At 68.8% G+C, this 15,617-nt stretch carries 11 protein-coding genes; 5 read left to right on the forward strand and 6 right to left on the reverse strand.

The genetic code is table 11. The features are described 5' to 3' along the window. Positions 1–50 precede the first annotated feature (50 nt). On the forward strand, positions 51–956 hold the full coding sequence (locus tag ABNQ40_RS01960; RefSeq protein WP_109048784.1) for a LysR family transcriptional regulator: 906 nt from the start codon (positions 51–53) through the stop codon (positions 954–956). Between the two features lie 7 nt (positions 957–963). On the opposite strand, the gene ABNQ40_RS01965 is transcribed toward ABNQ40_RS01960, so the two are convergent. The 6 genes from ABNQ40_RS01965 to ABNQ40_RS01990 form a co-directional block, all read right to left on the reverse strand. Continuing rightward, on the reverse strand, positions 964–2,595 hold the full coding sequence (locus ABNQ40_RS01965) for a response regulator (protein WP_158285548.1): 1,632 nt from the start codon (positions 2,593–2,595) through the stop codon (positions 964–966). A 9-nt stretch (positions 2,596–2,604) separates the two neighbouring features. Next, positions 2,605–4,098, reverse strand: coding sequence for an ATPase domain-containing protein (locus ABNQ40_RS01970; protein WP_109490815.1), 1,494 nt, complete (start codon positions 4,096–4,098; stop codon positions 2,605–2,607). A gap of 90 nt (positions 4,099–4,188) precedes the next feature. Continuing rightward, positions 4,189–6,819 (reverse strand): ATP-binding protein, encoded by a 2,631-nt coding sequence (locus ABNQ40_RS01975; protein ID WP_109048782.1) that lies wholly within the window; start codon positions 6,817–6,819, stop codon positions 4,189–4,191. Positions 6,820–6,957: 138 nt separating this feature from the next. Next, positions 6,958–7,332 carry a response regulator transcription factor gene (locus ABNQ40_RS01980; RefSeq protein WP_247879667.1) on the reverse strand — a complete coding sequence of 125 codons (375 nt, stop codon included), beginning with the start codon at positions 7,330–7,332 and terminating at the stop codon, positions 6,958–6,960. A gap of 157 nt (positions 7,333–7,489) precedes the next feature. After that, positions 7,490–8,149, reverse strand: coding sequence for a response regulator transcription factor (locus tag ABNQ40_RS01985; protein ID WP_109048781.1), 660 nt, complete (start codon positions 8,147–8,149; stop codon positions 7,490–7,492). Between the two features lie 5 nt (positions 8,150–8,154). After that, positions 8,155–9,825: an ATP-binding protein gene (locus ABNQ40_RS01990; RefSeq protein ID WP_109048780.1), complete on the reverse strand. Its 1,671-nt coding sequence runs from the start codon at positions 9,823–9,825 to the stop codon at positions 8,155–8,157. A gap of 214 nt (positions 9,826–10,039) precedes the next feature. Between ABNQ40_RS01990 and ABNQ40_RS01995 the strand changes: the two genes are divergently transcribed. From ABNQ40_RS01995 to ABNQ40_RS02010, 4 genes are all read left to right on the forward strand, one after another. Beyond that, entirely contained in the window at positions 10,040–11,410 is a 1,371-nt protein-coding gene (locus tag ABNQ40_RS01995) for an FAD-containing oxidoreductase (protein ID WP_109048779.1), read from the forward strand. 131 nt (positions 11,411–11,541) lie between these two features. Continuing rightward, entirely contained in the window at positions 11,542–12,831 is a 1,290-nt protein-coding gene (locus ABNQ40_RS02000; protein ID WP_109048778.1) for a cytochrome c, read from the forward strand. After that, positions 12,828–13,331, forward strand: a complete 504-nt coding sequence (locus ABNQ40_RS02005) for a (2Fe-2S)-binding protein (RefSeq protein ID WP_109048777.1) — start codon at positions 12,828–12,830, stop codon at positions 13,329–13,331. Before ABNQ40_RS02000 ends, ABNQ40_RS02005 begins: the two co-directional genes overlap by 4 nt. Next, a complete protein-coding gene (locus tag ABNQ40_RS02010) occupies positions 13,328–15,598 on the forward strand; it encodes a molybdopterin cofactor-binding domain-containing protein (protein WP_199235268.1) in 2,271 nt (756 codons plus the stop codon). Before ABNQ40_RS02005 ends, ABNQ40_RS02010 begins: the two co-directional genes overlap by 4 nt. Positions 15,599–15,617: the final 19 nt, after the last annotated feature.

Genomic DNA, 15,617 nt, shown 5'->3' on the forward strand with positions numbered 1-15,617 from the left:
CTGTCCGATTAGTCTGCACAATCAGGACAACCCGTGCGGAATTCCGAACAATGCAGCATGAGCTTGGGGACCTGAACGCCTTCGTCGCGGTCGCCCGCGCCCGTGGTTTCCGCGAAGCGGCGAAGGCCGGCAACGTCAGCGCCTCATCCCTCAGCGAAGCCGTGCGGCGGCTGGAAGGACAGCTCGGCGTCAGGCTGTTCAACCGGACCACCCGCAGCGTGGTCCCGACGGAGGCGGGCGAGCGTCTGCTGGCCCGGTTGGAGCCCGCCCTGCGCGAGGTCGATGCAGCCCTCGATGTGGTGAACGGCTTCCGCGACCGGGTGGCGGGCACCCTCAGGCTCAATGTACCGGTCAGCGCGGCACGGCTGGTCCTGCCCTCGATCCTGCCGGCCTTCCACGCCGCCTATCCCGAGATCCGGGTGGAGGTGATGGGCGAGGACAGCTTCGTCGATGTCCTCGCTGCCGGATGCGACGCCGGCATCCGCTACGACGACCGGCTGGAACAGGACATGATCGCTGTTCCCATCGGTCCCCGCCGCCAGCGTTTCGCGACTGCGGCCTCCCCCGCCTACCTCGATGCACGCGGCCGGCCGGAGCATCCCCGCGACCTGATGGCCCACAGCTGCGTGCGTGGACGTTTCGCCAGCGGTGCGATGCCGCTCTGGGAATTCGAACGCGACGGCGAAGCGATCCGCCTCGACCCGACAGGACCGCTGGTGGTCGGACCGGGCGGCATCATGGACCTCGCCATCGATGCGGCCGTCGCGGGCGTCGGGGTCGTTCAACTGTTCGAGCAGTGGCTGCGCCCGCATCTGGATAGCGGCGCGCTTGAACCCGTTCTCGAATCCTGGTGGCCGTCCTTCTCCGGCCCGTTCCTCTATTACCCCGGCCGGCGTCTGGTGCCGGCCCCGCTTCGGGCCTTCCTGGATTTCATCAGGACCGCCCCCATCGCCTGACAAGCCGTCACTCTGCGAGCATGGCCGCCAGCTGCTCGGCGATCTGGTTTGGCGAGAAGGGCTTGCGCAGCAGGCGCACGGCCTCGCCCAGATCAGGCGTATCGGCATAGCCGGTGACGATCAGCGCGGGCAATCCGGGACGCAGGGTTCGCACAGCGCGCACCACCTCGGCCCCGTTCATGCCGGGCATGGCAAAGTCGGTGACCAGGGCATCGATCTCCGCACCGTCTTGCAGCAGGGCCAGGGCAGTTTCCCCGCTCTCCGCCTCGATGACATGATGGCCCTGGCTTTCCAGCAGCGCCATCGTCCCCATCCGCACGATGGCGTCGTCTTCCACCAGCAGGACGGTGCGGCCTTCTCCACGTTCGACGTCGGCAGCCGTCCCTGCCGGCCGGCCGGCGACGGCCGCCACGCTCGGCAAATAGAGGGTGATCGCGGTTCCGCCGCCGAGGGTGCTGTCGATGTGGACGCCGCCACCGGACTGGGTCGCCATGCCCTGGACCATCGACAGCCCCAGCCCCGACCCCTTGTCGAGCGGCTTGGTGGTAAAAAAGGGTTCGAAGACATGCGGCAACACCGACGGGTCGATGCCGGTGCCGGTATCCGCCACCCGGATCGCCACATAGGTCCCGGGCCGCAACTCCGCCGGCACGGCCGCGGAGCTGCCCGTTTCTCCGTCGCCGATTTCGGCAACGGAGGCGGTCAGGGACAGCCGCCCGCCGCACGGCATGGCATCACGGGCATTGATCGCAAGATTCAGGATGGCGGATTCGAGCTGCGCCCGGTCGATCAGCGCCGCCGGAAGTCCGGGCGGCACCTGGATCGTGACGCTGATCTGGCCGCCAAGGGAGCGTTCCAGAAGGGAACTCATCCCGGTGAGCAGGTCGCCGAGGTCGGTCGGCTCCGGCATCAGCGTCTGGCGCCGTGCGAAGGACAGCAGCGACTGGGTCAGGCGCGCGCCGCGCTCGATGGAGCGGTTGGCCGCCTCGAACAGCTCGCGCGGGGTGCCGTCGGGCACGGTGGGGGCCAGGACGGCAAGGCAGCTGACGATGCCCTGGAGCAGGTTGTTGAAGTCATGCGCCACGCCGCCGGTCAGCTGCCCCAGCGCCTCCATCTTCTGCGCCTGATGCAGTTGCTCCTCAGCCCGTCGGCGGTCGGCCATTTCGGCTTGCAGTGCCTGCGTCCGCTCAGCGACACGCTCCTCCAACCGGCTCGACGCCTGTGTGATCTCCTGAAGATGGCTGCGGGTCCGGTACTGGCGTTCCCTGCTGCGCAGCGCCGCCTGGGCCGCACTTTGCAGCGCCTCGCGGTGCAGCGGCCGGTCCAGCAACGTGACATTGCCGAGCGACTGGAAGAACGCCTGCCTGCCCCGCCCGGCCTGCCGGCTTCGCCGCGACGTCAGGATCACGATGGGCAGGTCCGACCATCGCGGCTGCGCCTCCAACCACGCGGTCAGCGGCTCTATGTCGGTCAGCACTCCTTCGGAGAGCATCAACGCCCCGACATCGTCGCCAAGGCTGCGGCAAAGCTCCGGCAAATCGGCACAGGGCTGCGTCGCCAGACCGATTTCCGCCAGGACCGAACCGATCACTTCGGCATCCCGCCCTTCAGGGGCCAGGACAAGGATGGACCCGTGCATCGGCATCGATCACCCGGCTTCGCCCCGACCGTTGAGGAGAGTCTCCACCGAGCCGTCATATTCCGGCACGCCCGTCAGCACGCCGCGGAAGTCCATCAGCTGCGGCCCGACCTGCATCCCGTGCGGGAACAGCCGGAACTCGCGGATCGACAGCTCATGGACGCCGGTGCGCTTCTTCACCACCGAAATCGCCTTGCGCACCTCTCCCTCGGCCTCGAAGAAGCGGAGAAGAACCACGGTGTCGCTCATGAAGGACAGATCGACCGGGTTCTGCACATCGCCGATGATGCCCTGCTGCGCCAGGATCAGGATGGTCACCACGCCCTTGTTGCTCAGATAGGTCAACAGTTCGTGCATCTGGAGCGTCAGGGCCTTCTCCTCCGGCATGGTGCTGAGGTAGGAGTTCAGGCTGTCGATCACCACGATGCGGGCGTTGCGGTCTTCGACCTCGCGACGGACCTGCCAGACGAACTGGCCGGGCGACAGGCGGGACGGGTTGGCGCGCCTCCAGCCGACGCGCTCCTGCCGCACGGCTTCCTCGATGTCGATGCCGAGGGCGATGCTACGCAGCCCAAGGGTCTTGAAATTTTCATCGAAAGAGAAATAGGCGGCATGCTCGCCACGCTTGACCGCGGCGGTGACGTATTGCAGCGCAATGGACGATTTGCCGACCCCCGATGGTCCCACCAGCATCGTGGTGGTGCCGAGCGTCAGGCCGCCCCCCATCAGCTCGTCCAAGGCCGGCAGGCCGCTCTCCATGGTTGTCTGCTCGAAATCGCTGCTGTGCTCTTCGGCGATCAGGCTGGGGAAGACCAGGACATTGGTCCTCGTAATGGCGAAGTCATGCCAGCCGCTCTGATAGTCCGCCCCCCGCATCTTGGCGATGCGCAGCCGCCGCCGCGCCGCGCCATAGGTGCGTTCGCTCTGCTCCAGCACGATCACGCTGTGAGCCAGGCTGTGCAGGTCGCTCGCTTCGTCCTGATGGGTCAGGTCGTCGAGGATCAGGGTGGTGCAACGGCGTCCTTGCAGAAACTGCTTCAAGGCCAGGACCTGCCGGCGGTAGCCGAGTTGGTCCTGGGCGAGCAGCCGCAGCTCCGACACCGTGTCGATCACCAGCACTTCCGGGTTTTCCCGCTCGATCCGTTCGATGATCAGCCGCACGGTCTCGCCGAGTTCCACCTCCGACGGGTAGAGCACGCTCTGCTGGCGATCCAGCTGCGCTTCGATGGGCACGATGTCGAAGACCGCAAAGCCATCGAGCGACCAGCCATGGCTGGCGGCGGTCGCTTCCAGTTCCTTGGCACTTTCCGACAGGGTGATGTACAAGCCCTTCTTGCCGTCGGCGCGCGTCTGGATCAGAAGCTGCAGGGCAATGGTGGTCTTGCCTGTGCCGGGTGCGCCCTCCAGAAGATGTATTCGACCGCGCGGCAGCCCGCCGCGCAAAACCAAATCGAATTCGGGAATTCCGGTCTGCACTTTCTCGATCGGGATGGGCTTGGGCACCAACGGCTCCTTCTTCCATGTCCCCAGACAAACACGGTGCAGCGGAAATGTTCCGCCGGAGCTTGGGCGTGGCCTGAAAATTGGTGTGGATCACAGGATGGCTGAAGGCGGCTCGGCAGTATCTGTGACTGGGATGCGGGCTTCCCCGTCCGTCGCCAGATGTCGTCCGAGCGCCGCGGCCAGGCTGCGGGGGGTTACCGGCTTGTGCAGGAGGTCGAAACCATGGGTGAGCGCGTCGTTCTGCGGCTCCGTGCCGATCTCCCCGGTGACGATCAGACCGGGGATGTCCGCATCGTGCATGTCCCAGATGCGGAGGATCGCCTCCGTTCCGATGCGCTTGTCCCGCAGGCGGTAGTCGACGACGAGGATGTCCGGCCGGCGGCCGTCCAGCGTCAGACGCTCCATCGCAAGGTCGCTCGAATCCGCGGTGATCACGTCGAATTTCCAGGCATGCAGCAGGCTTTCCATCCCGGCCAGCACGATGGGGTCGTCATCCACCACCACCGCCAGCCGCCGATCCTCCCGCTCCGGCGGTGCCGGCGCCATTTCCACAGGGGCCGCCTCCCCGGATGGCGCAGCGGAGGCGCAAGCTTCCGCCGCCAGCGGCACCGCGATGCTGAACAGCGAGCCCTGGCCAGGATGCGAATGTACCGTGACGGGATGGTCCAGCAGGTCGGACAGGCGGCGGACGATGGCGAGCCCAAGGCCGAGGCCCTGGTTGCGGTCGCGCTCGGGGTTGTCGACCTGATAGAGTTCCTCGAACACCCGGTCGATCTGGTCGGCCGGGATGCCGCGGCCGGTGTCGTGGACACCGATCAGCAGACGGTCGGCCGCTACGCTGCAGTCCACCGAAATCCCGCCGCTGTCGGTGTAGCGGATGGCGTTCTCCACCAGATTGCGCAGCATGCGGCCGAGCAGGACCCGGTCGCTGCGGATGGCGGCATGGCAGGGGTGAACCTGCCAGTCCAGGCCCTTTTCATGCGCGACCGGGGCATAGGCGTCGTCCAGGCTCCTCAGCAGGTCCGAGACGCGGAACTCCTCGAACTGCGGCGCCACGATGCCGGCGTCGAGGCGGGAGATGTCGAGCAGACCGTCCAGCAGACCTTTGAGAATCTCAAGCCCATGCTGGAGCCGTCCGAGTGCATCGAGACCGGGGCCCTCGCCCAGATGCGGGCGGAGCACCTCGGCGAACAGCAGGATCGACTGCATCGGCTGGCGCAGATCGTGGCTGGCGGCGGCCAGGAAGCGGCTTTTGGACCGTCCGGCTTCTTCCGCCGTTTCGCGGGCGCGATGGATATCGTGGATGTCGACGGCGCCGCCGAACCACGCGACGATCCGTCCGTCATGGTGGATCGGGTGGGTCCGGCTGAGGTGCCATCTGTAGGCTCCGTCGGCCCGGCGCAGGCGCAGTTCATACGCATGCGCCGCACCGGCGGGGATGGCCGCTCTCCGGACCGCCTGGATGCGCTCGACGTCCTCCGGATGCAGATCTCCCATCCGGTTCTCTTCGTTCGTCATGCGGCCGGTGTAGGCCCGGAACGCCGCATTGACGTATTCCAGCGTGCCGTCGGGCCGGTTCACCCACATCATGTGCGGGGCGTTCTCCACCAGCGCGCGCGACCGCTCCTCGCTGGCCCGCAACGCGGCGGATGCTTCCTCATTGGCCCGCATCTGCCGGTCGAGATCTTCGACCAGCCCATCGAAGGCCAGCCCCAGCCGGCTCATCTCCGGGCCATCCACCGCACCCACATGGGCGGAGCGGTCGCCGGCACGCCAGCGCTCCGTCGCCGAGATCAGTGCCGCGACCGGCCGATAGATGTGCCGCTTGGCGATCAGGAACGCCGTCAGCAGGCCGAGCAGCAGCGTGGCGGCGATCCACACCAGCGACCGCGTCAGCGCGTCGTCGATACCGCTCATCGCGGCGCCATGGTCGATGCCGACCGCGACGAAAATATGCCTGACTCCGGCCGACAGCGGAACATAGGCGAACACCCGCTCCACCCCGTCGATCCCTATCAGCTGGGCGGTCCCGACCGCATCGGCGTCGAGCAGAGGCCGGAAGCGCGGCGGGAGCGCGGTGCCGACGACCCCCGGTCTCGCAGGGGCATGGGCCAGCACGATGCCGTTGCCGTCGGCGATCATCAGCGCGGCATTGTCGGGAAGCGGGTGTTCGGAGAGGTAGCGTTCGAGCCAGCCGAGATCGATCAGCGCCGTGACCACACCGATGGTCCGCCCATCGCCGCCGGTGCGGCGGATCGGCAGGCCGAACGGCATCGCAGGCTTGCCGTCGTACCGCTGCCGGATGAATTCGCCAACGGTGAAGCCGCCGCTTTCCAGGGCGGAGCGCACATGCATCCGGTCGGCGATGGACCGCCCGCGCAGAAGCGGGTTGGTGGAACAGAGAATGACCCCGTCCCCGCCGGTGAGGTTGACCGTCAGGTAATCCGGGATCCGCGTGGCGGTGCGCGTCAGCAGCGCCTGACATCCGGTCGCATCGAGGGTCTGCGCCGACGTGGTTTCCGCCAGCAGTTCCAGCATCTGCCGCACGCCTTCGACCAGCCGCTGCTGCTCGCCGCCCAGCAAGCTGAGAAGCTGCTGCGCATGCTCATGGATCTCATCGGAGCGCTGGCGGCGCAGGTCGATCTGGTTCCAGACCTCCAGCGCGCAGATCGGCACCAGGGCCAGCGTCACGAGCAGCAACAGCCGGGTCAGGAAGCTCATGGCGCCCTCTTCCCGAATCCGGCCCACGTCCTGAGCCCGACCATAATTCTGTGGGATGCGACCGCCATGCCCCGTCTCCCGACCGGCCCTGCTGCATACATAACCGTTCGGGAGGCCGAATGCTGCCGCTCTCTGGCGTTACCCTGCGGCGATGGCGCGGTTCAGAGAGGCGATCAGGACATGGGCGTCGACCGGCTTGCCCAGCACGTCGCGGGCACCGCCGCCCAGCGCGCGCAGCCGGGTGGTCTCGTCGGCGTAGGAGGTCATGAACAGGATCGGCGGATGCCCGCCGCCCTCATTGTTCAGCCGCTCCTGCAACTCCAGTCCGGACAGGCCGGGCATGCGCACGTCCAGGATGATGCAGGCGATCCCTGTCCGGTCGGCCAGCGCCAGGAAATCCTCGGCGGAGACGAAGGGCCGGCAGCGGAAGCCGACCGACCGCAACAGGTCGTCCAGCGCCTCGCGGATCGCCTCGTCGTCATCGACCACCGCTATCAGGGGTGCGTTGGACACGTCGTGATGCCTTGACCGGATCGGGAACTGAATGAAAGCGCCGGTTATCGGCGCCACACGCATCCTATCCGGATGGGGCAGGTGGCAGATACCACACCTAGGTCTAGAGGCGGACGGCCGGGCCGGACGCAGGACCGGCGCCCCATAACCGTAGCCGTCACTCCTCGTGGTCGAGCACCTCCACCTTGCGGACGAGATCGGCGACGGAGCGCACCTGCATCTTCCGCATCACCTTGCCGCGGTGGAGCTTGACCGTCACCTCGCTGATGCCGAGATCGCCGGCGATCTGCTTGTTCAGCCGGCCCTTGACCACCTCCGCCATCACCTCGCGCTCGCGCGGGGTCAGCGTCGCCGCCAGCGATTCAACCGTCATCGTGGCGACCCGCTGGCTCCGCCGCGACCGGTCGCGGGCAATCGCGGCATCGACCGCGTCCAGCATGTCCTGGTCGCGGAAGGGCTTGATGAGGAAATCGGTCGCCCCGGCCTTCATCGCCCGGACCGACATCGGCACGTCGGCGAAGCCGGTCATGAAGACGATGGGCAGCGCGATGCCCAGGCTGTCCAGCCTCGTCTGGAACTCCAGCCCGCCCAGGCCGGGAAGCCGCACGTCGAGGATCAGGCAGCCCGGCCGGTCGGGAACCGCCGCCGCCAGCAGCTCCGCCGTGCTGCCGAAGGCACGGCCTTCGATGCCGACCGATTGCAGAAGGTCGACCACCGCCTCCCGCATACCGGCATCGTCATCGACGATCAGAACCAGCGGATCGTCCTTGGCAGGGGCGGGGGCAGGCTCGGGCGACGGGGCGGCTTTCTGGGCCATGGCGGTCAGTCCTCTCGTGCCGCGGCCAGCGGGACGGCTGGCGGTTCGGCTATTAATTCTTCGGCCGGTGATTTGGATGATGGCGGGAGAGCCACCGGTATGGTGAACTCGAACACCGCCCCGCCGTCCGCATGGTTGTGGGCGGTCAGCGTGCCGCCGCAGGACTCGATGGTGGACCGGCAGATGGCAAGGCCCATCCCCATCCCGTCGGGCCGGGTGGTGAAGAAGGGGTCGAACAGGCGGGCATGGCTGGCCTCGTCGATGCCCCTACCGCGGTCGCGCACGGCAACCCTGACCTGTGCCCCGCCTTCCAGGCTGCCGATGGCGACGGTCAGTTCGCGCCGGGGGCTGTCCGCCTCCGCCATGGCGTGCAGACCGTTTGTCACGAGGTTGACCAGCACCTGCTGCAGGCCGACCCGGCTGCCCCGCACCGGCGGGACGGGAGCGAAATCGTTGACCAGAACGGCCCCGGCACCCGAAAGCTCGCGCTCCAGCAGCAGCGCCACCTCATCCACCAGCTGTGCCAAGTCGATGGTCTCGTCGCAGTGGGTGTCCTTGACCAGCATGCCGCGTGTCCGCTGCACGATGTCGGCGGCGCGACGCCCGTCGCGGACAATGCGGTCGGCCGCCTTCGCGGCGGTTTCGATGTCGGGCTGGTCGCGGCGCAGCCAGCGCAGGCAGGCCTGCGCATTCAGCACGATGGCGCCCAGCGGCTGGTTCAGCTCGTGGGCGATGGAGGCGGACAGCGCGCCCAGCGTGGCGGCGCGCGCCGCGCGCGCAAGTTCAGCCTGGGCCGCCAGCAGCGCCTCCTGCGTGCGTTCGCGCTGGGTGATGTCGACGACGCCGACCACCACCTGATCGAAGCCGACGCAATCGTCGGGAAAGCTGATGCCCAGCAGCACCGTCAGGGTGCGCCCGTCCGCCGCGATCAGCTGCGCCCGCCCTTCGAAGCGGTCGCGCTTCTCCCAAAGCGCCAGCAGGACCTGAAGCATCGCCGGATCCTCGGCCGGCAGATAGCGGTCGAGCGGCCCCAGCACCGCCGGCCGGCCAGCCGCACCCAGCAGTTCCACGGTGGCGTCGTTGACGTTGGTGGTGCGGATCAGCGCGCCCATCCCGCGCGCCCAGCCGGGATCGGCCTGCGCATGGGCGGCAAGGTCCGTCACCCCGCGCGCCCGCAGGGAGTCGAGCGCCGCCGTCACCGCGGTGAAGTCCTGCTCCCACAGGGAAATCCGCGCCTGCTCGAACATGCCGCGGTGGCGTTTTTCGCTGCGCGCCAGCGCACCGTTGGCCCGCACCAGCAGTGTGCGCGAATCATGGTCCCGCACCAGCAGCGCGCCGGTGATCAGGATGGCCGCCAGCGACACGCCGCAGCGCAGGACCGAAGACAGGTCCATGTCCTGCCAGTGCGAGAGGAAAAAGGACAGCACCGCCAGCAGCGCACAGCCCGCGGCCACCCGCAGGATGCCCCGCCGTGACAGGGCGGTGGCAGCCAGAAGCTGCACCAGCACATAGAGGACGGCGATGGCGCTTTCGATGTCGGTGAAGGTGTCGACGAAGAACACCGCCAGGGCCAGCGGAATCGACAGAAGACCGAGACGGCGCTCCATCGGCCGTCCGTTGGCCGGCGAACCGCCCCATGCCGCGTCGCCCTTCGCACCGCCTTCCGCGCCGTCCATACGCCAGTCTCCAACCCCTCGCCATGCCGTTCCGGCTCCCGGAGATTGCCTGCGGGCGCCGTCCGGTTCTTGAACGATCTGACGATCACGTGAACGATCGGCACGGCTTGCCGCCAGTCATACCTTGGTTTGCTTGGAAGACGCCCGGCACCGGCGTTACCATCCTGCCCCACGCCATTTCCCCGAAGAACGCAACCGGCCGCAGGAGCCTGCCATGGTCGACGCCATCATCATCGGAGCCGGCCAAGCCGGGCCGCCGCTCGCCGAACGTCTGACCGCCGCCGGCATGAGCGTGGTGGTGGTCGAGCGCAAGCTGTTCGGCGGCACCTGCGTCAACACCGGCTGCACCCCGACCAAGACGCTGATCGCCAGCGCCCGCGTCGCCCGGATGGCCAGGCGCGCCGCCGAATACGGCGTGGTGCTCGACGGGCCGGTGCGCATCGACATGGCCCGGGTCAAGGCGCGCAAGGACGAGGTTTCCGGCCGTTCGCGCCAGAATGTCGAACGCTGGCTGCGCGGCATGCCCAACTGCCGGGTGTTGCAGGGCCATGCCCGTTTCGAATCGCCGGGCAGCGTGCGCGTCGGCGACGAGTTGCTGACGGCCGAGCGCATTTTCCTCAATGTCGGCGCCCGCGCCGCGATCCCGGATATGCCGGGGGTGCGCGACGTCGACCTGCTGACCAGCGGCACGATCCTGGACCTCGACCATGTCCCCCGTCATCTGGTGGTGGTCGGCGGCAGCTACATCGGCCTCGAATTCGCCCAGATGTACCGCCGCTTCGGTGCCGAGGTGACGGTGGTGGAGAAAGGGGAGCGGCTGATCGGCCGCGAGGACCCCGACGTGTCCGACGCGATCAGGGAGTTGCTGGAGAAGGAGGGGGTGACCGTCCGGCTGTCGGCCAACTGTATCCGCTTCGCCCGCCATGCCGACGGGGTGGAGGTGGGGGTGAACTGCACGTCCGGCACCCCGTCGGTGGTGGGAAGCCATGTGCTGCTGGCCGTCGGCCGCACGCCCAACACCGACGATCTCTGCCTCGACCGTGCCGGCGTGGTGACGGATTCCCGCGGCTTCATCACGGTGGACGATAAGCTGCGCACGAACGTATCGGGCATCTGGGCGATGGGCGACTGCAACGGGCGGGGCGCCTTCACCCACACCGCCTACAATGATTTCGAGATCGTCGCGGCCAACCTGCTGGACGGCGACCCGCGCAGCGTGGACGACCGCATCCAGGCCTATGCGCTCTACACCGATCCGCCGCTGGCGCGCGTCGGCATGACCGACGAGGCGGTCCGCCGCTCCGGCCGGCGGGCGCTGGTCGGCCAGCGGGCGATGACCCGCGTCGGCCGTGCGGTGGAAAAGGGCGAGGCCCAGGGCTTCATGCGGATCGTCGTCGATGCGGACAGCCAGGAGATTCTGGGCGCCGCCATCATCGGCCCCGGCGGCGACGAGGCGATCCACGGCGTGCTCGACATGATGTACGCAAAGGCGCCCTACCCCACCCTGCAACGCGCCGTCCACATCCACCCCACCGTCGCCGAACTGCTGCCGACCCTGCTGGGCGAACTGAAGCCGCTGGAATAGGAAGAGCCGAAAGCGGGTTTTGTTCAAAAAATCCTGCTTTCAATCTTCAATAGCGAGGCCGGAATTTCCGGCACCCTCCCTGGACTATCCGCCCGCCCGCAGTTCCCGCGGCGGACCACAGGAGGTGCAGGATGAAACAAATCCGATGGACCGGGTGGCTGACCGGAGGCGCCCTGGTCTGCCTTGTCGGTGTCGGTGCGTTCCTGGGCATCGCCCACCGCAGCGGCCTGCCCGCCATTCCCCCGCCAAAGGTCGCCGATTTCCCGGCGGAGATGCTGACCCGCGGCGCGGCGCTGGCCGCCATCGGCGACTGCATCGTCTGCCACACCGCCGACGGGGGCGTGGCCTATGCCGGCGGCCGGGCATTGGCGACGCCGTTCGGCACGCTCTATTCGACCAACATCACCCCCGATCCGGAAACCGGGATCGGCAACTGGTCGAAGGAGGCGTTCAAGCGCGCCATGCGCGACGGCGTATCGCGGGACGGCCGCCATCTCTACCCGGCGTTGCCCTACGACCACTACCGTCAGGTGCATGACGGGGATCTGAACGCGATCTACGCCTTCCTGATGACCCGGCCGGCGGCCTCCGCGCCGGCCAAGGCCAACGAGCTGATCTTCCCGCTGGGCTTCCGCCCGCTGCTGGCCGGCTGGAAGCTGCTGTTCCTGCATCAGGAGGAGTTCACGCCACGGCCGGACCGCGATGCGGAGTGGAACCGCGGCGCCTATCTGGCCGAGGGGCTCGGCCATTGCAGCGGCTGCCACAGTCCGCGCAATCTGGCCGGGGCCGAAGAAACCGGCACCACCGCCTATTCCGGCGGCGTGGCGGAGGGCTGGGTGGCGCCGGCATTGAACGGATCCAGCCCGTCGGCGGTGCCCTGGACGGCCGACAGCCTGTTCACCTACCTGCGCACCGGCGTCGATGGCCGCCACGGCGCCGGCGCCGGGCCGATGGGGCCGGTGGTGCATGGCCTGTCCCGCGCGCCGGAAGCCGATGTCCGCGCCATCGCCACCTACATCGCCTCGTTGTCGGCGGATCGGGAGCCGAAAGTACCGGCCGTTGCCGACCGAGTGGCGGAGGCCGCAATGACCAACCCGGCCGGCGCCTCGCTGTTCGCCGGAGCCTGCGCCGGCTGCCACGAAGGCGGCGCACCGATGATGACGCAGGGGCGTCCCGGCCTGTCCACCGTCACTGCCCTGCAACTCGACCGGCCCGACAACGCGATCCGCGCCATCCTGCAAGGCATCCATGCCCCCACCGGACCGGCAGGACCGGCGATGCCGCCCTTCGCCGCCAGCCTGACCGACGCGCAGGTCGCCGACCTCGCCGCCTATCTGCGGTCCCGTTTCAGCGACCGGCCGGCCTGGACCGCGCTGGAAACCGCTGCCGCCACCGTCCGCAAGGAGGAGTCCCAGCCATGACCGTCACCATCACCGTCAACGGCGCCGACCATGCGCTTGACGTCGACCCGGCCACGCCACTGCTCTATGTGCTGCGCGACGATCTGGAGCTGAACGGGGCGAAGTACGGCTGCGGGCTCGGCCAGTGCGGCGCCTGCACCGTTCACATCGACGGCAAGCCGGCCTTCTCCTGCCTGACGCCGGTCGGTGCGGTCGCCGGACGGCGCATCCGCACGGTGGAAGGGCTGGGCAGCGCCGAGGCTCCCGGCCTGCTGCAACAGGCCTTCGAGACGGAACAGGCCGCCCAGTGCGGCTACTGCATCGCCGGAATGCTGATGCGGGCGCAGGCCCTGCTCGACCGCAATCCCGATCCGGACGAGGCGCAGATCCGCACCCACATGCAGACCAATCTCTGCCGCTGCGGCACGCACATGCGCATCCTGCGCGCCATCCGCCGTGCCGTCGCCATGCGCAAGGGTGTCCGGGCGGGCGTCCAGGCGGCTCAGGAGGTGCGGCCATGACCCCCGCCATGTCACCCTTCTCCCGCCGCGGCTTCCTGACCGGCGGCGCCCTGGTGGTCTCCTTCGCCCTGGCGCCCAGGGCCTTCGCCCAGCTCGCCGGCGGCGGCGAGGGCGGTGCCGGCCCGGCCGTGGTGGCGCCCGATTTGAAGGGAAGCCTGAAATCGGCGCCCTGGCTCGACGCCTGGATCCGCATCGACGCCGATGGCCGGGCCACCGTCTTCACCGGCAAGGTGGAGTTGGGACAGGGCATCCGCACCGCACTGATCCAGGTCGCGGCGGAGGAGCTGGACATGCCGCCCGCCACCGTCAGCCTGGTCACCGCCGACACCGAACGCACACCGGACGAGGGGCTGACCGCCGGGAGCCACTCCATGCAGGACAGCGGCACGGCGATCCAGAACGCCGCCGCCAACGTGCGCATGCTGCTGGCCGCCGAAGCGGCGAAGATCTGGGATCTGCCGGCTGGGCAGGTCAGCACCGGCGGCGACGGCAGGCTGCACGCACCGGATGGGCGGACACTGTCCTATGGCGAGGTGGCGGCGCGGCTGTCGCTGCATGTGCAGGCGGTGCCGGACGCGCCTTTGCGCAAGCCGGCGGACTACCGCACGTTGGGCCGCGCGCTGCCGCGGGTGGACATCCCGGCAAAGCTGACCGGCGGTGCCGCCTATCTGCACGACATGCGCCTGCCCGGCATGCTGCACGCCCGCGTCGTCCGCGGCCCCAGCGTCGGCACCGGTTTGCAATCGCCCGATCTGGACACCGTCGCCCGCATGCCGGGCGTGGTGAAGATCGTCCGGCAGGGCGGTTTCCTGGCCGTGGTGGCGGAGCGGCAATGGACGGCGATCCAGGCCCTGCACCATCTGCAACGGGCGGCCTATGCCCGTGCCGCGCAGCCGCCCCTTCCCGCCGACGGCAGCGGAGACGCCGTGGCGGCGACGCTGAAGGCGCTGCCGGCCCGCGACATCGCGATCATGGACACCAGCGATCCGGCAGGACCGGCGGTCCGCAGCGTCAAGGCGCGCTACACCCGGCCCTGGATCAGCCATGGCTCCATCGGCCCGTCCTGCGCCATCGCTCAATATGTGGACGGCACGATGACGGTGTGGACCCACAGCCAGGGCACCTTCGACGTCCGCCGCGTCGTCGCCGAACTGGTCGGACTGCCGCCGGAGAAGGTCCATGCCATCCATGCCGAGGGTGCCGGCTGCTACGGCCAGAACGGCGCCGACGACGTGGCGGCCGACGCAGCGGTGATCGCCAAGGCCCTGCCCGGCCGGCCGATCCGCCTGCAATGGATGCGCGAGCAGGAATTCGGCTGGGAGCCGCTCGGCCCCGGCATGATGACGGAGCTGGAGGCGGAACTGGGTGCCGACAACCGGATCGTGTCCTGGCGCCATGCGGTCTGGAGCAACCCGCACAACAACCGCCCCGTCGGGGCGGGCGGCGTTCTCGCCGGCAACGAGGCCGATCCGCCCTTCCCCGCCCCCGAAGGCAAGCCGATCCCGATGCCGGAGGGCGACGGCAGCCGAAATTCCAATCCGCTCTACAGCTTCGCCAACACCCATGTCGTCTATCATTTCCTGAAGGACATGCCGGCGCGCGTCTCCGCCCTGCGGTCGCTGGGCGCTCATCTGAACGTGTTTTCCATCGAAAGCATGCTGGACGAGCTGGCCGCAGCAGCAGGCATCGACCCGCTGGCGATCCGGCTCGACCATATGCGGGACGAGCGGGCGCGCGAGGTCTTGCAGGCGGCGGCCGACCGCTTCGGCTGGCCGAAGCGCGCCAAGGGCAACGGCCGGCGCGGCTGCGGCATGGCCTTCGCCCGCTACAAGAATCTCGGCGCCTACTGCGCGGTGGCGATGGAGGTGGAGATCGACCGCGAGACGGGCCGGACGATGGTCCGCCGGGCGGTCGCCGCGGTGGATTGCGGCCAGCCCGCCAACCTCGACGGCGTGCGCAACCAGATCGAAGGCGGGCTGGTGCAGTCGCTCAGCTGGACCGGCCGGGAAGCGGTGCGCTTCGGTCCCGACCGCCGTGCCAGCTTCGATTGGAGCAGCTACCCGATCCTGCGCTTCGACGATGTGCCGGAATCCGTCGAGGTGGTGGTGATGGACCGCCCCGGCGCCCCCTTCCTCGGCACCGCCGAGGCGGCGCAGGGACCGTCCGCCGCGGCACTGGCGAACGCCATCGCCGATGCCACCGGCGTGCGCCTGCGCGACATGCCGCTCAGCCCGGACCGGCTCAAGGCCGCACTCGGTCCTGTTTGAGTTGGCCCTTTTTGACTTG

The organism is Azospirillum sp. A23 (assembly GCF_042938965.1).
GTDB classification, from domain to species: domain Bacteria; phylum Pseudomonadota; class Alphaproteobacteria; order Azospirillales; family Azospirillaceae; genus Azospirillum; species Azospirillum melinis.